The sequence below is a fragment of the Streptomyces sp. TP-A0356 genome, from assembly GCF_001417775.1.
In the GTDB taxonomy this organism is placed as follows: Bacteria; Actinomycetota; Actinomycetes; order Streptomycetales; family Streptomycetaceae; genus Streptomyces.
This window is the reverse complement of the sequence record NZ_BBZJ01000014.1, coordinates 248,876-268,825: the sequence shown is the minus strand read 5'-3', so window position 1 is coordinate 268,825 and position 19,950 is coordinate 248,876. Positions and strand designations below refer to the sequence as shown.

Genomic DNA, 19,950 nt, shown 5'->3' with positions numbered 1-19,950 from the left:
GACACAGATGGTTCGGCAAGGCCAGGGCAGGAGGGGCGGCAGACATGGGTGGCGAGCACGCCGAGGTGGTGCGGCTGCTGTGGGGTCCGCGCCCTAAGCCCGCGCGGGGCCCCCGACCGAAACTCGACCTGGACGGCATCGCGCGCGCCGGGATCGAGATCGCCGACTCGGACGGGCTGGCCGAGGTGTCCATGCAGCGGGTCGCCGCGCAACTGGGCGTGACCAAGATGGCGCTGTACCGCTACGTGCCGGGCAAGGCGGAGTTGGTCGCTCTGATGGTGGACGCTGCGATCGGCCCTTACCCGGCGGCGAGGGCACGGCGCGGTGGCTGGCGAGAGCAGCTGGAGGAATGGGCCCGGCAGCTGATCACCGTCTTTGGCCGGCACTCCTGGGCGCTGGACGCCACCGTCGGGCCGCGGATCCCGGGGCCTGGAGAGCTGTCCTGGCTGGAGCACGCCGTCGCGGCCCTGGATGGTACGGGGCTGAGCGGTGCCGAACGGATCGACGCGGCTGTCCTGTTGGTGGGTCACGTACGTGCTATCACCCAGCAGGCCCGTGCAGCAGGCCCCGCAGGCGACCCCGAGGCCCAGCTGGGCGCCTTCCTCGGCGATCTGATGCAGGCACACGGCGAGCGATTTCCCGCGCTCACTGGGGCCCTCGCGTCAGCAGCCCAGTCCGACGGGCAGGATCAGGCCTGGGAGTTCGGCCTGCAACGCATCCTGGACGGCTTGGCCGCACTCATCGACAAGCGTGCACGTTGACCGCGCCCTGTATCACAGTCGTCCGGCCTGCCCTGCTCATCGCCGCACGGTGACAGGAACCGGTCCGCGATGACCAAGCGCCGTGCCTCGCCCTTGATGAGCTACCAGCTACCCCGTTGGTGGCCCTTGCCGGTCACGCACCCGTGCGATTGACGTGGCCTGCGTCGGTCGGCGGCTGCTTCCTTCAATGTCGGCCCGTTGTGGAGGGTCAGGGTTCGGCCGTCGTCGAGAGGGGACCAGCCCGTTCGAGCCGGGCCGGGTGGGGAAGTGACATCCGCATTCAGACGTCGTCTCATTTGGCGTGATCGGTAGTCTGGGCTGGTGCTGATTGATCACCGAGCGGACCGGTTTACCCCTCTCCATCGGCATCTCCGGAGCGAACCTCCACGACAGCCAGGCGCTCGAGCCGCTCGTCCGGGGCATCCCGCCGATCCGTTCCCGCCGCGGCCCGCGCAGACGGCGGCCCGCCAAGCTCCACGCGGACAAGGGCTACGGCTACGACCACCTGCGCCGATGGCTCCGCAAGCGAGGCATCCGGCACCGCATCGCCCGCAAGGGCATCGAGTCCTCCACCCGACTGGGCCGGCACGCTGGACGATCGAGCGAACCATGTCCTGGCTGGGCGGCTGCCGCCGCCTGCACTGCCGCTACGAACGCAAGGCCGAACACTTCCTCGCCTTCACCGCCATCGCCTGCAGCCTCATCTGCTACCGCAGACTCACCAAATGAGACGACGTCTTAGGAGTTCGATCCGCGATAACTGCGGCTCTGGATCGCTGTGGCTGCATGGCTGCACCTACTTTGCCGAGAACCGCGGCGATCCGGTGGTGTCCGCTTTCGTCGATGTCAGGCGTGGATGTCAGCCCGCCCCTCGATGCCTGTGGTCGCTCATATGCTCGTTCGGGCGCGTATCTCGTGCGGGTTCTGGACTAGATGCCCAGGCTTGACCTCGTGATGTGTCTTCTCGAGAAGGTGGAAGAACATGCCGACGTACGTCGCTTTGCTGAGCTGGACTGATCAAGGAGTCCGAAACTACAAGGACACCGCGAAGCGCGCCGAGACCTTCGGCTCAGCGGTACAGAAGCTCGGGGCGAAGCTCCTGAGTATCTACTGGACCGTCGGTCCATACGACCTCGTGGCCATCGTCGAGGCGCCCGACGACGAAACGGCCACAGCAGCACTCCTGCAGCTCGGTGGGGCGGGCAACGTCCGTTCCACGACTCTGCGGGCCTTCGACCGAGAGGAGATGGAGAGCATCATCGCCAAGGCGGCTGGCTGACGACCACCACACAGTGCGAGCGACGAGTCGGCTCGGCTGCCGGGCTGTCGCTGGCACAGCTGGCGTCAGCAGAGGTGTCACCTGCCTCGCCGACAGGGCAGTGCTTGCGATCAGCTGTGCGGGGCACAGCACCTCGGGGGTGGGAAGTGGACGCTCGACGCAGGGCCGGCTCGCTCACCCACACGAGTGCCGCGTCCGGTCGCGGTGCTCCAGGAGTTCCACGCGTACCCGTTCAACGATGCTCTGCCCGAGTGCACGCCGGCATCGAAACCCCGACCGGTGAGGTCAGCGTACTGAAGACGGATGCAGAAATGGTCGTGATGTCGAACATCGAGCGACTGGCTCCGAGCGGACGCGCGAGCCTTGCCGACCGACGAACGGCGACGGGCCGGCCGGCACCAGTTGCCGGTCGGCCCGCCAATTCCGTTCGACTCGCATTTGGGACTCAGCTCGGGTACGGCTTGTACTCCAGTCCTGCGTTCAGCTCACGTTCAGCGCCGTGTCATCGACCACGAACGACGTCTGGTACGTGTAGTCCTCGGCGCCGGTGAACTTCAGGGTGATGTTCTGCCCGGCGTACTGCGCCAGGTTGAAGCTGCGCTGGACGTATCCGGTGTTGTGGTCGAGGTTGGAGTAGGTGGCCAGCGTGGACAGCACCGTTCCGGAGCTGTCGAGCACCTGCACCTTCAGGGTGTCGTACTTGGTTGTCGTGCTCGTTTCGGCCGTGTCGATGTGCAGCCAGAAGCTGGCGTTGTAGGTGGTGCACACGGTCGGCAGGGTGACCGACTGCGACAGCGTGTCGGTGTGGGTGCTGCCGTAGCCGTCCATCCAGGCGTCCCACGACCCGGAGTGCGGCGGCTGTGCCGTCTTGTTGCTGACCACGCCGCTGGTCGCCGACCACGGCGACGCGGTACCCGTCTCGAATCCGGGGTTGCCCAGCAACTGCTTCGCCACGCAACTGCTGCCCGGGGTGACGGTTGCCTCGTTGCTCTGCGCGCCCTCGCCGATGGCGTTCACCGCGCTGACCTTGTAGTAGTACTTCTGGCCGTTGGTGAGGCCGGTGTCCGTGCACGAGAGCACGGCGCCGAGGCCGCTGCAGCCGCCCGACGTCAGGAGCGTCTCCGTGCCGGAGGACGTGCCGCGGTAGACCCGGTAGTTCGTGATGGAGACACCCCCGTCCCTGGCGGGAGCCGTCCACGACAGTGACGCCTGGCCGTTGCCGCCGGTCGCGGTCAGGCCGGTGGGCGCGTCAGGAACGGTCCCGGCGACCGGCGAGGCCGTGATCGAGACGTTCGACGAGGCTGTCTTCGCCGGTGAGGAGCTGTCGGTGACGGTGAGGGTCGCGGTGTAGGTGCCGGCCGAGTTGTAGGTGTGGCTGGGGTTCTGGGCCGTGCTCGCCGCCGAGCCGTCGCCGAAGTTCCAACTGTAGGAGTACGGCGGGGTTCCGCCGGTGCCCGTGCCGCTGAAGGAGACGTTCAACGGGACCTGTCCGGAGGTCGGCGTGGCGGATGCGGAGGCCGTGAGCGCGCTGCCGACGGCGCTGACCGTCACGGTGACCGTCGACTGGGCCGTCTTCGCCGGTGAGGAGCTGTCGGTGACGGTGAGGGTCGCGGTGTAGGTGCCGGCCGAGTTGTAGGTGTGGCCGGGGTTCTGGGCCGTGCTCGCCGCCGACCCGTCGCCGAAGTTCCAGTTGTAGGAGTAGGGGGACGTGCCGCCCGTGGCCGAGCCACTGAAGTTCACGCTCAGCGGCGCGTTGCCCGACGTCGGCGACGCGGAGGCCGTGGCCGTGAGCGGGGTGGAGCCCTGGACCCAGAAGTCCTCGAGGGGATCGCCGAGGGCCGCCTGGTCGGCCGTCGTCATGGGGAAGGACGACAGGCCGATGTTGTTGTTGGGGTCGATGATGCCCGGGTTGTTGTTCTCCATCACGCGTTCCATCGCGGCCAGCACGTTGTCCGTGCTGTACGCGACGTGCGAGAGGTGGTGCTGCTTCACGTAGGTCGGTGACCCGATGACGACCAGCGGCACGCGGTAGGTGTTGCTGACGTGGTCGGGGCCGTTGCTGCCGTTCTGGGTGTCGTCCTCCGTGACAACGATGAGCGTGTTGTCCTTGTAGGCCGCGTTGCCCATGATCGAGTCGACGACCTGCTTGGTGGTGGCGTCGTTCGTCGGGATGTCCTGGTACGTGCCCGGATGGTCGTTGAACAACTCGACGTAGGAATAGGCCGGCAGGCCGTTGGCGCTGACGTAGCTCAGGTAGTCGTTCGCGATGGTCTGGTCGGAGACGTTCTGTCCCTTGGTGGTGTACTCGTTGTAGTGCAGTTCCTCGGGGACGGTGGTGCCGGGGCGGTTGACGGGCAGCCACTCGACGTTGCCGGTGGACGGGTTGCGCCAGTACCCGCTGCCGCTGTTGACCATCCAGTAGATGTCACCGTTGGTGACGAACGGGAAGGTCTTGCCGCCGGTGCCGTTGAGGAACCGGTCGAACTGGGTGCCGGTGGCGGTGGGGTACGACTGCTGCTGCGAGCTGGACGCCGACTGCCCGGAGAACAGCCACCAGTGGTTGGGGCCGCTGGGGGGCTGTGTGCCCGTGCTGTAGGCGTCCGACAGCCCGTAGGTCTTGGCGAGCGTGTGGAGGTTGGGCACGGAACTGACGTGGTTGGTGCTCTGCATGACGCCGTTGCAGCCCGCCGCGATCGCGGTGGCGCAGTCACCCAGGTAGTCGTCGAAGGTGTGGTTCTCCCGTAGGACGACCACGACGTGCTTGAACGGCGGGAAGTAGGGGGCCAGCGGGTTGGCCGCCGCGGTCGGCTGCATCACGCTGGTCGTGGCCGGGCAGACCCCCGTCCGGCACTGCGAGACCGACCGGACCGTCTTCCTGTTGGTGATGTGGAAGTTGTGCGGCTGCGGGAACTTCGCGAACTCCACGCCCTTCTTCGCGAAGGTGGCACCGACGCAGTCGAAGTCGTCAGGCTTGTACGACTGGGGACGCTTGCCCTCGGGGAGTCTGGGGGCGTCGTCGGGGTCGGCACTGGGTTTCCAGTTCTTGATGGTGCACGAGCCAACGCCTGCCGCCGGATGGGCGCTGGCTTCGGCCTTGGTCGTCGAGAGGCCCGCGGGGCCTGCGAGCAAACTGACGGAGAGAGCGGCGGCCAAGGCGCCCGCGCCTCTCCACTTCCATCTGATCACGAAGAACCGCCTCCAACACAGAACGTGTCCCTCTCGCCCCCGGACTCCCCCAGAGCTTCGCCTGGGAGGGGCCACCACCCCTGATGTCGACGGTCGATCGTGCCTGCCTTCGGCCCGGGGGGCACCAGCGCCATCGCGGCGCGCCCCCCCGAATTTGGTGGTGCTCCACCTTTCGACACCGGCGCGCCCTTCGGCTCGATGGGCCGGTACATGACATGACGATGGTCGCCGTGTCTATGCGCGTCGAAAAGGTCTCGGGGGCAGCGTTGGCGCGACATTCATGGAGCATTTGTGCACCGTTGGCGGCACGGGGTCTCCCCCGACACGTGTCGAAGTCCGCCTGGATTGCCGGAGGCAAACAGCGCCCCGGGCGCACCGGGCAGCCGACCGCCGCAAGGACGAGGAAGCGACGCCGCGACGCTGGGCCTGCGCCGTTGACGGTACGGGCCTGCGCCGTCGACGGTACGGACCTGCGCAGGAGCGGTCCGCGCCGACGGCAGCCGCGTGTTCGTCATGACTGCCGTTCGCCATGACGACACGCTCACCGCCGCGCTGCGAGAAATCGGCGCCAAGACCAACGAAATCCCCGAGTTCCGTCCCCTGCCGGACACCGTCGATGAGGCCCAACTCTCCGACGCCGCCATCACGGTCGACGCGCCGCACGCCCAGACAGACCACGCCCGCTACCTCGTCGAAGACCCCGCGAGCCCGCTACTTGCTCTCCGCACAAAGCAACCAGCCATCCTGACCAAGCAGTTGGGGATCCTGCCCTGGAAGGACGTGCCCGTCGTGCACCGCTCCCGCGACCGCGGGCACGGTCGCGAGGAGATCCGAGAGGTGAAGGGCGTCACCGTCAACGGGCTGCTGTTCCCGCTTGAGTTTGTTCCGCTTTGACGGACACCGTCGGTGTGGTGGTCAGGCTGCGAGTGCGGTCTCGTATTCGGCGGGACTGCGGTAGCCGAGGCTGCTGTGCAGTCGGTGCAAGTTGTACCAGCCCTCGATGAAGTCGAAGATCGCGGTGCGGGCGGCGGCCCGGCTGAGCCAGGTTCTCGTGTCGAGCAACTCCCTTTTGATGGTGGCGAAGAACGACTCGGCGAGCGCGTTGTCCCAGCACTGGCCGGAGCGGCCGACCGACAGGCGAACGCCGAACTCTGCTGCCAGAGAGGCGAATTGCTGGCTGGTGTACTGACAGCCGCGATCCGAGTGAAAGATCACCGGCCGGGCGGGACGACGTCTGCGGCAGGCGGACTGGAGGGCGCCCGCGACCAGTTCGGTCCGCGGGTGGTCGGCGGTAGCCCAGCCGACCACGCGGCGGGAGGCAATGTCGATGACGGTCGCCAGATAGAGCCAGCCCTCCTCGGTCGGAATGTAGGTGATGTCGCCGCACCAGCGGGTGTTCAGCTTGTCCGGGGCGGGAGCGAAGTCGCGGGCGACGAGGTCGGGCCGGGACGCGGCCCGCGGGTCGGGAATCGTGGTCAACTGCCGTCGTCTGCGGTGCCGGCCCTGCAGCCCGGCACCTCGCATTAGCCGGGCGACGCGGCGGCGCCCGCACTCCTCGCCCTGTCGTTGCAGGACAGCATGGATGCGCGGGGCGCCGTAGGTCCCGCGGGAGTGTTCATGAACCTCGGTGATCTTCTCGGTCAGCTCGGCATCACGGACCGCCCGCGGACCGGGCCTGTCGGCGCGGCGGGCGTAGAAGGCGGCTCGGGAGACCTGCAGCAGTTCACACGCGCGCTTGACGTTGTGACCGTCTCGCTTCTCCGCCTCGATGAACGGGTGCACCGTCACCGGGTCTCCTTCGCGAAGAAAGCCGTGGCCCGCTTGAGGACCTCCACGTCCTCCCGCAGGCGGCGGTTCTCCCGCCGCAGCGCGGCCAGCTCCTCACGTTCGTTGCTGGTCAGCCCGTCACGCTCACCCGCATCGACCCCGGCCTGGCTGACCCACAGCCGCACCGCGGTCTCAGTCAGGTCGAAGTCCTTGGCGACCTGGCCCACCGAGCGGTCACCACGCCGGCACAGCTCGACGATCTCGGCCTTGAACTCCGGCGTGAACGAACGGCGAGGCCGAGGCTTCTTCTTCCCCATGCTCTCCATGATGGACATCCTTCCGGGGCAGAACCCCTGATCTCGGATGTCTGTCAAAGCGGATCAAGCCCACGCTCGCCCACCAAGTGGTGGGCATCCACCGCAAGCGCCGCCGTATTGATGCGACGTCGGGCGTCTACCGGTGTTCATCCCTGCTGCCCGCCTACACCGGCCTGCGCTGGGGCGGGGCGTCACGCTGAAGGTGGGCCGCGTGGACCTGGATGCCTGCCGGGCACACATCGTCGAGGCGTACGCCGAGGACACCCGCAAGCTCTACCTCGACACACCCACCGAGGAGTTGAAGCCCCATGTCCAGGGCCGGGGAGATGAGGAGTTGCTCTTCACGGCCCCGCAGGGAGGACCGCTGCGGGCCCGGAACTTCCGGCAGCGGTTCTTCGCGCCGGCGGTCGTGAAGGCCGGGCTGGGGCACCTCAAGGTCACCCCGCACAAGCTGCGGCATACGGCGGCCTCGCTCGCCATCGCCAGTGGCGCGGACGTCAATGTCGTACAGACGATGCTGGGCCACACGTTCGCGACGCTGACCCTGGACACGTACGGGCACCTCTTCTCCGACCGCCTGGACCGTTGCGGTGGTGGACGCGTTCGTCGCTGACCTGCCCGTACTCGGCGTTGCAGAGGGCGTCAGCCTCCGCGGACATGAGGGCGTCGGCGAACGTTTTGACCATCGCGCGCAGCAGATCGGGACTCGCCGCGGCGAGGTTGTCTTCCGCCAGGGCGTGCAAGGGCACACTATCTGGAGCGGTCATCGTGCTGATCTCCTTCGAGCCTTCGACAACTCGAAGATCAGCCGGTGGCCGTTCTTGTATCCGGACACTCACTCCGACGCCGGGGCAAACGCCCGGATCAGGTGGGAACCGGTACACCACTTCTCAGGACGCAACCGCAGGCCTCCGTCCTCACGGAGCGTCGCATCACCTGCGTGATGTCACTAGCAGTGATGTGTCAACTCTCGTTGGTTCAAGCAGAGTTGCAACAGTCGGCTGAACCGGCAGCACTGCGGGGCGGCGAGATCGGTGATAGGGCGAACTGGTTGGGCTTGGGTGAGCATCGGATCAAGGTGGCTGGCTTGCTGCCGGCGGCGGGCGCGGGGGCCTCGCGACCTGCCATCAGGCGACATATGCGACTTGGCCTGGGCGGTGGCAGTACGGATTCTCTCAACTGCCGATCATCCGGCTCCGGATCATCATACGGTCAGTACTGAGCTGTAATCGATCAGTCATGGAAGGGCGAAGGTGGGCGATGAAGCCGGTTTACAACGAGCTGCCAGCGGCGCAGCCGCTCGCGGAGCCCATGGGATACCGAGCCCGCGACCTCCGAACTCGACAGCCGTGATAGTCGCGGTGCCCGATTCGCCCGGTGTGTGAGTAACCGTGACGGATGGTTCGAGTTCGTGTTCCGACCCTGAAAACGAATAGCCCAAGGGGCTCAATGCGCCTGTCGCTCATAACAGACGAAGTGAGTCAAAACCCCCAAGAGGCAGCCGAGTTCGCCGTGGACCACGGCGTACACCAGGTGGCCATTCGCTCCATGTGGGGCCGCAATATTATGCAGTGCACCGATCGCGATCTTGAGAGGCTCGCATCGGTGCTAGGCCGCTACGAGCTCACTGTGTCCTCTATCCTCTCGCCGCTCTTCAAGTGTCCGCCAGAGGCTAGGGACCAGGAGGACCTCAAGGATCCTCACTTCGTGGGCTTCCCACCTTCGTATGAGAGGCACCTCGCCGAGGCGAAACGGTTGCCCGTCATCGCTGAACAACTTGGCGCTCCGACCGTTCGAATCTTCACCTTCACGTATGCCGGCATCGTGGGCCCGCAGCCTCCTCACTGCAGGACAGTGATCGTCGACACGGTCGGTTCATGGCGCGGTGTCAACGTCGGCGTTGAAAACGAGTTCGTTTGCTATGTGCGGACTCTTAGTGAATTGCAGGAATTCTGCGAGTCCAGTGAACTGGCCGCGGTTGTCGATCCATGTAACGAGCACGTCGCCAAGGGCGGAGACGGGCTGTCGGGTCTCACTGACAGGCTGATCGCGCGAGCCGTCGATGTCCACGTCAAGGATCGGTTCAACGGTGCATACGTTCCGGTTGGCTCTGGCACCCTGGCCTGGCCCGCGATCATTGAACGGCTCGCGGGCGAGGAGTATGCAGGGCCTGTCACTCTGGAGTCGCACCTCCGTGGTGACCGCGCTGGAATCGCTGCCTCGATTCGAGCCCTACGGGGGTGGGGTGTCGCATGAAGGCGCCAGTGCTGCCGCTGACTGACGCCTCGACCATTACGTCGTCGGTCGGCATCGCCCTTGTCGGATTTGGCAGATGGGGAGCCAACCACGCCCGCGCCGCAGGCGAGGCAGACGGAGTCAGGCTCGTCGGTGTTGTCGAGCCAGAGGAGGGCCGTAGGAGTTTCGCCTCGGCGACGTACGACATTCCGTGCTGGACTAACATCAGCGAAGCATTTGACCATCCCGACGTCGAAGCAGTAGTCGTCGCGACGCCCGCTTCTACCCACACCGAAGTAGCCCAGCAGGCCCTGCTGAGCGGGCGACACGTCCTTGTCGAAAAGCCTGCTGCGACCGCCCGAACGGAGGCTCAGCGGCTTGTCGATCTAGCGGAAGCCAGTGGCCTGCAACTCTCAGCCGGGCATACCTTTCTCTACGCGCAGCCGGTCCGCAACGTGGCAGCCTGGATCCGCGAGTGTGCTCCAAGCCGTCCATGGGTGCTGCGTAGCGAACGCCTGGGCGGGCGCCGGCGGGCTGACTGCGATGTGCTGTGGAACCTAGCACCCCACGACATCTCCCTCCTGCTCTACCTCATGGACGAGCCAATCATTGAGGTCTCTACGCGAGCACACGTCTTTCCGGGAGGGAAACGCTGGGACACGGCAACGATAGACCTGTCCTTCGCCTCCGGGGCCCGCGGCGAGATCTACGTGGCATGGAGGCACCCTGGCGCGAAGCGATCCCTTCGGGTGCTGGCCGAAGACTGGACTCTCACCTACCGGCACGGCAGAGGCAGCGACTATCTGAACGCCACACGAAACGACGGCCGACCGCTCGACCGGGACGTTCTCTTCCACGGCTGCGGTCGCGACGTGCGGGGGGAAGCTGCCATCGGCTACCCCGAGCCGTTGCGGGTGGAACTCGAAGAGTTCGCCAAGGCTTGCCGTGAGATGAGACCCACGGTCACTGGCCCTGAGCATCTCCTCGCCGTAACCGCCGTACTGGCGGCATGCGCCCAATCTGCGGAAGGAGACGGCATACCTGTCCGTGTCTGATCGCCCAAGACCCCAATGAGGAGCACGCCCAATGACTCAGCACATCGATAACGGCGCCAGCGGCTGCGGATCGTGCGGGCCGACGCAAGGAACGACAAGCACGACGCAGGTGATGCTTCCCCTACCCCGCATTCGTTCAGCAGGCATGGAGGGCGAACTCGGCTACGGGCGAGATGGACTCCCCACTGGCGGCGGCGGAACGCACGTTGCCACCCGCGTCTATGGCAGTGCCGAAGCCCTTCCCCGTACCGCGACCACTGACGACATGCCCACGCTGGAAACCAACACCCAGCTACTTGAGTTGGGCGATGGCGGATGGTGCCTGAACCACTCTCTACGGCAAGAACAGATCTACGGCGGCGCGGTGCTCAAGGATGCCTATGAGGCATTGAGGAGCGGGCGGAATCCCGTTGACGAATCGATCACGCGCACTCTGATAGAAAAAGGCTTCGCCGTCGCTCCGGGCCAAGCGCCAGAGGCGTTTCACCGGCAGCTCATGCTCACCGAGGACGCCAAACGGGACGTCACCCCCTCGTTCACACTTCTACGAATCCTGCTCACCGACGTGTGCAACCTCTCGTGCGACTACTGCAAAGTGATCCCGAACGTCCTCGCGCCACAGGCCGAGCCAACCGCGAGCGACCGATTGGCCGAAGTCATCGACTTCTTCTTCGCACACTCCCAGGTCGACCGCCCGAAGATAATTCACATCACTGGCGGTGAACCAACCCTCTTCTTCCACCAGATCCAACACATCGTCGCTACCGCCGAGCGAGCTGCTCGGCCAGGTGAGAACTTCTGGTTCGTCATCGGAACGAACGCCACACTGATCCGCGACCCCCACGCCGCTTTCCTCGCCGAGCACGACGTCAAATGCATCGTGTCGATGGACGGTCCCGAGGAGATCCACGACGAGTTGCGTAAGAACCACGGAGGCCGCGGCTCCTGGCGCATGGTCGACGCAGGGATTCGCAGGCTCAAGGCCGCTGGTGCTGAAGTCTCCCTGTCCATGGTGCTCGGCCAGCACAACCTCGAACGGGCCGACAGCATCATCGAATGGTTCATGGACCAGTACCAACCTACTGGGCTGGGCGTGAACTTCATGAAACCACCGACCCCCGATCAGAAGGACTACGATCAGCTCATCGACCCGGATGGCTACGCCGACCGCATGTACGCAATCCACAAGACCTTCCGGGACCGAGGCCTCTTCCTCGAACTCGTCTACCGCAAGCTCCAGCCGTTCGTGGAGCAGCGATACCGCTTCCACGACTGCGGCGCGGCGGGCGGCACCAACCTGAACGTCGACGCGAAGGGCAACGTAGGCCCCTGCAAGAGCTTCCTGGTCATGGATCGACTTGCGATGCGCAACCTCGACATCGAGGAATACCAGACAGCGGTGGTCAGCGAGTGGCGGAAAAGATCGCCGATCTACTACACGCACTGCGATGGCTGCTCGGCACGAGGCATGTGCGGCAACGGCTGTGCCTATGACGCCATGATCCACAGTGGTGACGAAATGGCGATCGACACCCGCAGCTGCCAGTACACGCAGCGATTCAATCAGCTCTTCATTGAAGACCTCTTCGAGCAGGTACGCCCTAACGGAAATATCGATCCGCAGTGGTGGCACGTGCCCAGCAAGGAGGAACGGGGACGCCTCCTCGGCGCAGTGTCTGCGCGGCCTCGGACCTTGTCGTACTCCATAGGCCACCAGACACTCGACTGACAGGAGCCCCGTGACATCGGCATCGGCAGACTCGCTACGACTGCGTGACATCGCCACCGCAGCGTTCCACGACTACGCGCTGCCCGCGATTCGCAGCGAACTTCCCCAGGTGGAGACCCTGATCACCGTCCTCATCACTTCCTCCGTCGCGTACGGGACGGCAGACAGCCACTCGGACCTCGACGTGTTCATCGTGTTTCGAACCGAACGGGACTACCGCCTATACGCGGACGCACTCGCGAAGTTGATCGACGGACTGCGCCTCGACGACGTCTACGGAAACGTATGCGACAAGGGTGTGCGCTTCGAGTTGGAGAGCCTGCCTCGCTCTGACCTCAGCCAGCTCTACCATCATCCCAAGCGGGCTGCGCAGTGGCGCCAGCAGACCGAGTGGCTACTGCGGTGGTTCATCGACTCCGTACCTATCCATGACCCAGCCGGTGTTCACGAACGGCTCAGCCGGGTCGCTGGCCAGTGGCCCGCCGCCATACGCCAAGAACGACAGCTTGCCGCGCAGACCCGGGTGGTGACGTGGACAAGCCGTGCTCTCCTCGCACTCGACGAGAATGGCGTCACATTCCCAGCCCTCCGGGCATCCTGCCACGCCGCCACCGCCGGCCTTGACATCGCCTACCTGGCTGCGGACCAGTACGCCCCTCACCCCAAGTGGCGGCACACTCAAGCAGCCGGCTTGCTCACCGGACACCATGCGGCAGAGGCCGCGTTGGCAGCTGTTGATCACCTCGCAACAGCACTGGCTAGCCCCCAAGACGAGCCTGCCTCCCTCGCTGAGACTCTTGCTGGCCACAGAGCCACCCAGGCCCCGAACCCCCACGAGCCAGCAATCGACTGGGATGGATGCTTGGCTCAACACGCCGACGCATTCACCGACGGCCCCACGCGGGTATGGGTCGCGCGAGAGCGAGCACCCAGCCAGGCGTTTCACGCTGCCGCGAGAACCGCGGCGGGAGAAGGCGCGCACGTCTATCTCGCCGAGGAGATGGGAGCCGACCACCTCCGATCTGGTGAACGCAGTTACGACAGAAACCTGCGAGTCTCAGACGGACTTCGGTGGCTCGCCGGCCAGGCCCTGACCAGGCAGGACAGTGTCATTCAACGCAGGCGCTGGCTCTACCTGAACTTCGTCATCTGGCGAAAGTTGCGGGTCATTCCGAAGGCTCAGAAACGCGGCCAGCCACTCACCCGCCTCTGGTACCAACTCCAGGCCGTCGAGCATCTGGTGGAAGCATGGGCTCGGCTCCATGGAACCTATTCACCCCCAGTGGGCAACTGGGATGCCAGAACCTTGTCATTCCTGGAACAGCGGCAGATCGACATGCTCACCACGCCGCAGGCCGCCGGGGCGCTTCGCGATACGGAAGCATTCCTGACTTGGGCTTGGCATGAGTTCGCAGGAATTCAAAGGCAGCTCGTGACTCGAGGCCTGGTCCCTCATACCGCTGTCGATGATCCGCTCGCCACGCAGTGGGACATCCAGTACTGGAAGTACGAGAATCTCTTCGCCTGAGATTCGATGTGGAACAAGGACAGCGCCATGAAGCGACTCGCCATATTGGGCTCACCCATCAGTGGTGCGCTCTCCCCAGTCCTCCACCGCGCGGCCTACACAGCACTTGGGCTGGACTGGAGATACGAAGCGATTGAATGCTCACCAGACCAACTACCTTCCCATTTCGCAAAGTTCGCGACCAACGGCCAGTGGGCTGGCCTGTCGTTGACGATGCCCCTGAAGCGAGCCGCAGTGCCCCTGCTCGACGACGTATCCCACACCGTCACGGTCACAGGCACGGCCAACACTGTTGTCGTCCGCGAAGGACGTCTAGTCGGCGACAACACCGATGTCGCCGGCATGGAACGCGCCCTGCGAGAGGCAGGCGTGGAAGCACCCGAGGACGCAGCGGTTCTGGGCGCCGGAGCGACAGCCGCCTCTGCTCTCGCTGTCCTCTCCAACTTTGGCCTCCAGTCCGCACTTGTCGTGGCGCGGGCACCTTCGAGGATCCGAGAACTCCGCGCAGCGGCGGAGCGTCTGGGGATGGGCCTGCAAGTCGTCGGCTGGGACAGGGCTGTCGAGGCCTTTCAACGGAAGCTCGTCGTGTCGGCCTTGCCGCCGTACGCTGCTGACACACTGGTCACTGCGGCGGCCGGCGGCCGCTGCGGCACTCTTATGGACGTTGTCTACCGGCCCTGGCCGACCGTCCTGGGCTCCGCCCTTCATGGGGCTCGAGTGGTTGTGATCGGAGGGTTGCCAATGCTCGTACACCAGGCTGCACGCCAGGTCGAGCTGCAGACAGGGTGCGAGACACCGCCACATGCCCAGATGCTCGAAGCAGCGATCCACGCCCTTCAGGGTCGTAGATCCGAGAGCACTTGCTAACCACTGAACATAACTGGTCCTTGAACAGTTGGCCTCGCAGGTCGTGGAAGGACTCTCTGTCTTGCTCGTAGCCACAGACTCCTCAGAACTCCTCGCGTATCCTGAACGTCTCTCAGCCCGGCTCGAGGTAGACGGGTATCTATTCTTCCGAGATCTCCTTCCGGAAACACAGGTGAATGGTGTAGCAGATTCGGTGCTGGCCGAATTGGGTGAGCGGGGCTGGCTGACAGGTGTCGGTCAGGCACCTCGTACCGCGTGGGCGGCTCCGCCCCCAGACCGGCATGTGGAAGACGAGGACTACTGGCAGACCTATGCCGCGGTTCAGAGCCTTGAGGAGTTTCACCGCCTCGGTCACAGTGCTGAACTCGCGGCCGTGCGTGAGGCCGTGCTAGGGCCCGAGTCGTTCACGCTGCCACTGAAGGTGCTGCGCATGGTCAGGCCCTACACGGCGCAGCTCAAGAAGATCATACATCGCGATTACGCGGCCTTCAGAATTCCCGGAATGCTGACGGCGTGGCTACCACTAGTCGACTGCCCGCAGGACCTGGGAGGCCTCAAGATACTCCGAGGCTCGCACCGAGATATTCCTGAAGAAGATCAGGTGAGCGAGCTGAGCGTCAATAATGGAAATTGGGTTTCAGCAAATTATCGCGTGGGAGATGTCATCGTCTTCCATTGCCTCACCGTTCACGCGGGACAGCCCAACCAATCAGGTGACCGGATCCGACTGTCAGCTGACTTCCGATGGCAGAGCTCGCACACTCCCGTCCCGCAATGGGTCTGCCAGCCGCACCAGTCAGCCCGCATCCCGGGCTGGGCCGAGCTCACTCAGGGATGGTCCTCACAGGCATGGATCGACATCCCGGACGGCGTCGCCACCACCGGGGGGGATGGCAGTGTCTTCCACGGTTAACGAGACAGGCGAACAGGCCACAGGGCCGATCATGGAATGGGGAATCTTGGGCAGCGGCGGAGCGGCATCGTCGTTCGCTCACGCGCTCGCACGCTCCGAAACCGGCACCCTACGAACAGTAGGCAGCCGTACCCCATCCTCGGCGAAGTCATTAGCTGCCAGCCAAGGGCGCCACGTGGATTGGTCCGGTTTGGCCGACGTCCTGGTCGACAGTCGCATCAACGCGATCTACGTCGGCTTGGTGAACACAGCTCACGCCGACTGGGTTGTGCGGGCCGCTGAGGCGGGGAAGCACATCCTGTGCGAGAAACCCTTGGGGGTCGACGCAGCCCAGGCTCGACGGATGGTAGATGCTGCCGAGGCGGCAGGCGTGATCCTCATGGAAGCAATGACATATCGCAGCCATCCTCAGACCCGCCAGCTTGCCGCAATGGTCCAGGAGAGACGCATCGGCACGCTACTCCAGATCGAAGCGACGCTGGGCTACGAAGCCTCCGGTGAACCGCATGGCCGACACTTCTCCCCGTCGCTGGGTGGGGGCGCAATCCTCGACATCGGCTGCTATGCCACCTCCATGATCAGGATGCTGGCAGGGGCGGCACAGGGAGTCGGGGTGATCGAACCCGACACGGTCGCAGGGGCTGCACGGATCGGCCGCACAGGTGTGGACGAGTCGGCAGTAGGCACCTTCAGGTTCCCGGGAGGCCTCCTAGCGACAGCTTCCGTCAGCATCAGCATGCGACAGCCGGGCCGCCTGCGCCTCTACGGGAGCGAGGGATCCATAACAGTGCCAGACCCCTGGCGGCCGGAAGGCACGAACACGCTGATCGTCACCCGCCACCGGGAAGGAACGACTGAACGAGTACCGGTCGCCGGCACGGCCACAGCTCGGGAGCACGAGATCCACGAGTTCACGGCCGCAGTGAGAGGAAGGAAACCCGGAGCTCTCGGCATGCGGGGCGACGATTGCGTGGGCAATGCCCGCGTACTTGATCATTGGCGGGCCTCGGCCAGAGTTGACCGAGTGCCCTCCGCCAGAAGAAGCGGTGTGAGGGAAGGGTAGAATCCCGAGAGTGATCAATATCAAGGCAGCTCGTGCCGAGCCAGAGCTTTTCCGGGCCGCCCTCGACCGCCGGGGGGCCGCGCAAGATTTCGATGCACTCCTCGAAGCCGACGTCCAGTGGCGGAAGCTCACCGAGGTCGTGCAGCAGCTGCGCGCGGAGCAGAAGAAGCGGTCCAAGGGGCGCCCGTCACCCGAGGACGTCGCTGAACTGCAGCGGATCAAGGCCGAGCTGCAGAGCGCGGAGACGTCCCTCGGCCAGGCCGAGCAGGAGCGCGACAGGCTACTGATCAGTCTGCCCAACCTTCCCGCTGCGTCGGCGCCAGACGGTGGCGAAGAAGACTCAGTCGTCCTCCGCGAGTGGGGGACAATCCCGGAGTTTGACTTCACTCCGCGTGATCACATGGAGATCCGCTCGCCTCGCGGGTGGATCGACACCCGCCGAGGTGCGCGCGTTGCTGGCTCTCGCTTCGCCTACCGGTTCGGCGATATCGCACTGACCGAGATGGCGCTGTACCGCTACGTCATGGACCAGGTTGTCCGGCGTGGGTTCATGCCGGTACTGCCGCCGGTGCTCGTCAATGAGAACGCACTGTTCGGGACGGGATATCTGCCCACTGAGGAGAGCAACCTCTACAAGCTGGAGCGGGACAACCTGTACCTCTCCGGTACATCCGAGGTAACTCTCGCGGGCATTCACGCTGATGAACGTCTGGACGAGGCGGAGCTTCCGGCCTTCTACACGGCGTTCTCCACGAACTTCCGGCGCGAAGCTGGTGCGGCAGGCCGCGACACCAGGGGCATGCTGCGCCAGCATCAGTTCGACAAGGTCGAAATGTTTGCGTTCTGCTTGCCAGAGCAGTCCGAAGAAATTCATGAGCGCCTCCTCTCCTACGAAGAGGAATTTGTGCAGGCACTGGGCCTTCCCTACCGCGTGCTGAATATCGCAATTGGTGACCTGGGCAATCCAGCCGCCAAGAAGTACGACATTGAAGCATGGTTCCCCACTCAGGGTAAGTACCGCGAAATCACCTCCTGCTCGAACACGACGGACTACCAGGCGCGTCGGCTGAACATCCGCTATCAGCGCGGTGACGAGCGCGATTTCGTTCACACCGTCAACGGGACAGGAGCCACCGCTCGTGCCCTGCTAGCTATCCTGGAAAACTTCCAGGACGCAGACGGAGCGGTCACCGTCCCTGAAGTTCTGCACGCGTATGGGGCACCTGAGTACATCGGTCGCCAGGACTGAAGGACCTAACTGTCATCGCGTTGTGGGTGCGGGCCACGCGGCTCGCACTCACAACGCATTCAAGGCCGCAATATCATGGTCCATCGCTGAGTAGCTGGCCATAGAGCTTGCGATACCCAGCGACGAGCCTGCTCGGGCTGAAGTCGCGTTCGGCCCGCTCCCGACAGTGTGCCGGGTCCAGTTCAGACAGATGGTCGATGGCATCCAGCATCCCAGTTGGATCATCGCGGACGAAGCCGTCCACACCGTCTCTGACCAGTTCGGGCAATGCGCCCCGTGAGCTCACGATCACCGGCGTGCCGCACGCCCATGCTTCCAGGACAACCATAGAGAATGGTTCCTCCCACTGGGCGGGCAGCAGCAACGCACGGGCGTGCGCCAGCAATGGGACCTTTTCCTCCGGCCCCAGCGGCCCCAGATACTCGAGACCTTCACCGAGCCGCGGCGTGATCTCGTTCTCAAAGTAGGCCCGGCCTAGGGCGGTTGGCTCAGGACGCCCGGCGAGCTTGAACGGGATGCCAGCCCTTCGGGCGACGTCCATGGCGATGTGGCACCCCTTGTCCGGGGTAATCCGGCTGAGCATCACCAAGTAGTCCCCTTTTGCTCGGTGGAAGGGGAACGCGTGAGCCTCGATGCCGTTGTGCACGGTACCGAGGAAGGGCACCTCCGGTGCCTGAGCGCGCTGGCGTTCGCTGATTGCGCTCAGCCCGAAGCCGGGTCGCTGAGGCAGCGAGCCGTAGAGCAGCTTTGCCGCCCCGTGGAGCGAAGTGTGCACCGTGTGCAGCATCGGTAGCCCCGAGGCGAATGCGCCTACCGTCGGGCCGATGCGTCCTGAGTGGTCGTGGATGACGTCAACCCCTGAGGCACGGGCGTCACTCAAGGCGAATGCCACATGGGCGCTATCTACAGCTGACTGAGGTTTCGTGGCCAGGACGTCTTTCTGTTCCCGGTCGAAGAGGTATCGCAACTCGGCACTGGTACGGGTACCTCCCACCGAGTAGAGCAGGACACGCTCCCCTTGCCGAACAAGCTCTTCCACCAGTACGTCAACGATGGATTGGACGCCTCCCTGCCCAACAGGCGGGATCGTGAACCATGGTGGAGCGATGACAGCAATTTTCAACCGCGTCCCCTGACTCCCAGTACGAGCGATATCACAGCGCCCCTGTGGCCCTCGCCGGTCTTGCAACGATCAACACCACAAGGTACAAGCGGTGATCGGTGGAGCCCTGCTCCGATTGAGGGAAGTAACGATCTGAATAGTCATCGAAGAGTGAGGGTCGGGCAGCATCGAGGAGCTTCAGAGCCTTCAGCAGCAGGCCGACGGGGTGAAACACTGGCCACTCTGTAAATCTCATCTGCCGTCGAAGTAGCGTCAACATTGCCCGGGCATCGCCAGTGAGCTTCAGGCAACGGTCAACGTGAAAACCTGCACGTTCGACCTCGGCGGTAAGCCCTGCTGCCGTCCAGCGCCACAGATCTACCTGCCCGTGATCGCCCCATGTTCCATGTGTGCTGAGAACGAGGGTGCCACTGTCTTTGAGAACGCGCCGGCATTCGCTGAGGTAGACAGCAGGGTCCTGAACATGCTCCAGGACTTGAGTGGAAAGAACTCCATCGAAGGAACTGTCAGGAAGCGGAAGGTGTCCATCGGGACTCACCACATAGTCGACCGGACGGCCGCGAGCCTCCTCCAGATCTGCTGTCCGTAGCTTTGCCCCTCCGAGCAGGCTGCGGTAAGGCGCAGTACCAGCACCGTAGTCGAGCCACTCACCCACCGCACCGTCGAGCGCATCCTCAAGGGCGTCCCGGAGGTCCGCGAGGAGCGCATAGGCCTTATCGCCGCGGGCCGGGCTCATCCGCTCGCGGACTTTCAGGGCCAGAAGCTGTTCGTCCGTGAGGGCAGGCCGTCGCAATTGGTGACTGGAACCGTGACTGCGCCATATAGGCACGTGCGAACCTCCCGGAGCGTCCGAATGGAGTCAGTGCCCGATCATGCTG

At 64.7% G+C, this 19,950-nt stretch carries 18 protein-coding genes and 1 pseudogene; 13 read left to right on the top strand and 6 right to left on the bottom strand.

All coding sequences use genetic code 11. The annotated features are described in order from the left end of the window. The first annotated feature begins 44 nt into the window (after positions 1-44). The 3 genes and pseudogenes from ASC56_RS07220 (at position 45) to ASC56_RS07210 (ending at position 2,040) form a co-directional block, all read left to right on the top strand. Positions 45-761, top strand: coding sequence for a TetR/AcrR family transcriptional regulator (locus tag ASC56_RS07220; protein ID WP_055490382.1), 717 nt, complete (start codon positions 45-47; stop codon positions 759-761). Between the two features lie 328 nt (positions 762-1,089). Continuing rightward, positions 1,090-1,490: pseudogene (locus ASC56_RS39475) on the top strand (IS5 family transposase); the annotation flags it as partial. Between the two features lie 253 nt (positions 1,491-1,743). Beyond that, on the top strand, positions 1,744-2,040 hold the full coding sequence (locus ASC56_RS07210; RefSeq protein ID WP_055490381.1) for a GYD domain-containing protein: 297 nt from the start codon (positions 1,744-1,746) through the stop codon (positions 2,038-2,040). 480 nt (positions 2,041-2,520) lie between these two features. Here the strand turns inward: ASC56_RS07210 and ASC56_RS42965 are convergent, their stop codons facing one another. Continuing rightward, a complete protein-coding gene (locus ASC56_RS42965; RefSeq protein WP_159039610.1) occupies positions 2,521-5,226 on the bottom strand; it encodes a PKD domain-containing protein in 2,706 nt (901 codons plus the stop codon). A gap of 504 nt (positions 5,227-5,730) precedes the next feature. Here ASC56_RS42965 and ASC56_RS07200 point away from each other — a divergent pair. Continuing rightward, the gene (locus tag ASC56_RS07200; RefSeq protein WP_055490379.1) at positions 5,731-6,120 is read left to right on the top strand and encodes a hypothetical protein; all 390 of its coding nucleotides are present in this window, start codon (positions 5,731-5,733) and stop codon (positions 6,118-6,120) included. Between the two features lie 21 nt (positions 6,121-6,141). On the opposite strand, the gene ASC56_RS39470 is transcribed toward ASC56_RS07200, so the two are convergent. Next, entirely contained in the window at positions 6,142-7,014 is an 873-nt protein-coding gene (locus ASC56_RS39470) for an IS3 family transposase (protein WP_055490378.1), read from the bottom strand. Further along, a complete protein-coding gene (locus ASC56_RS07190; RefSeq protein ID WP_055490377.1) occupies positions 7,011-7,319 on the bottom strand; it encodes a transposase in 309 nt (102 codons plus the stop codon). Before ASC56_RS07190 ends, ASC56_RS39470 begins: the two co-directional genes overlap by 4 nt. Positions 7,320-7,521: 202 nt before the next feature. Here ASC56_RS07190 and xerC point away from each other — a divergent pair, with 202 nt between their 5' ends. Beyond that, the gene (gene xerC / locus ASC56_RS07185) at positions 7,522-7,923 is read left to right on the top strand and encodes a tyrosine recombinase XerC (RefSeq protein WP_055490376.1); all 402 of its coding nucleotides are present in this window, start codon (positions 7,522-7,524) and stop codon (positions 7,921-7,923) included. On the opposite strand, the gene ASC56_RS37665 is transcribed toward xerC, so the two are convergent. Then, complete coding sequence (locus ASC56_RS37665) at positions 7,808-8,077, bottom strand: transposase (protein WP_371330041.1); 270 nt, start codon at positions 8,075-8,077, stop codon at positions 7,808-7,810. The two genes, xerC and ASC56_RS37665, sit on opposite strands and share 116 nt — an antisense overlap. Before the next feature lie 682 nt (positions 8,078-8,759). Between ASC56_RS37665 and ASC56_RS07180 the strand changes: the two genes are divergently transcribed. Genes ASC56_RS07180 through serS form a run of 8 tightly spaced genes read left to right on the top strand, consistent with a single transcriptional unit; the run spans position 8,760 to position 17,949 of the window. Continuing rightward, positions 8,760-9,566: a sugar phosphate isomerase/epimerase gene (locus ASC56_RS07180; RefSeq protein WP_055490375.1), complete on the top strand. Its 807-nt coding sequence runs from the start codon at positions 8,760-8,762 to the stop codon at positions 9,564-9,566. Further along, positions 9,563-10,600, top strand: coding sequence for a Gfo/Idh/MocA family protein (locus ASC56_RS37660; RefSeq protein ID WP_159039609.1), 1,038 nt, complete (start codon positions 9,563-9,565; stop codon positions 10,598-10,600). The genes ASC56_RS07180 and ASC56_RS37660 overlap by 4 nt, the downstream gene beginning before the upstream one ends. A gap of 31 nt (positions 10,601-10,631) precedes the next feature. After that, positions 10,632-12,329 carry a radical SAM/SPASM domain-containing protein gene (locus ASC56_RS07170; RefSeq protein WP_079102343.1) on the top strand — a complete coding sequence of 566 codons (1,698 nt, stop codon included), beginning with the start codon at positions 10,632-10,634 and terminating at the stop codon, positions 12,327-12,329. A gap of 10 nt (positions 12,330-12,339) precedes the next feature. Continuing rightward, positions 12,340-13,857, top strand: a complete 1,518-nt coding sequence (locus tag ASC56_RS07165) for a nucleotidyltransferase domain-containing protein (RefSeq protein ID WP_055490372.1) — start codon at positions 12,340-12,342, stop codon at positions 13,855-13,857. 27 nt (positions 13,858-13,884) lie between these two features. Beyond that, positions 13,885-14,724, top strand: a complete 840-nt coding sequence (locus ASC56_RS07160) for a shikimate dehydrogenase (RefSeq protein WP_055490642.1) — start codon at positions 13,885-13,887, stop codon at positions 14,722-14,724. 43 nt (positions 14,725-14,767) lie between these two features. Beyond that, a complete protein-coding gene (locus ASC56_RS37655) occupies positions 14,768-15,637 on the top strand; it encodes a phytanoyl-CoA dioxygenase family protein (protein ID WP_267887615.1) in 870 nt (289 codons plus the stop codon). Next, a complete protein-coding gene (locus ASC56_RS37650; protein ID WP_371330040.1) occupies positions 15,615-16,700 on the top strand; it encodes a Gfo/Idh/MocA family protein in 1,086 nt (361 codons plus the stop codon). Before ASC56_RS37655 ends, ASC56_RS37650 begins: the two co-directional genes overlap by 23 nt. 10 nt (positions 16,701-16,710) lie before the next feature. Further along, positions 16,711-17,949: a serine--tRNA ligase gene (serS, locus tag ASC56_RS07155; protein ID WP_055490371.1), complete on the top strand. Its 1,239-nt coding sequence runs from the start codon at positions 16,711-16,713 to the stop codon at positions 17,947-17,949. A 73-nt stretch (positions 17,950-18,022) separates the two neighbouring features. On the opposite strand, the gene ASC56_RS39465 is transcribed toward serS, so the two are convergent. Continuing rightward, complete coding sequence (locus ASC56_RS39465) at positions 18,023-19,072, bottom strand: glycosyltransferase (RefSeq protein ID WP_159039606.1); 1,050 nt, start codon at positions 19,070-19,072, stop codon at positions 18,023-18,025. Positions 19,073-19,103: 31 nt separating this feature from the next. Continuing rightward, positions 19,104-19,901 (bottom strand): class I SAM-dependent methyltransferase, encoded by a 798-nt coding sequence (locus ASC56_RS37645; RefSeq protein WP_159039605.1) that lies wholly within the window; start codon positions 19,899-19,901, stop codon positions 19,104-19,106. Between the last annotated feature and the right edge of the window lie 49 nt (positions 19,902-19,950).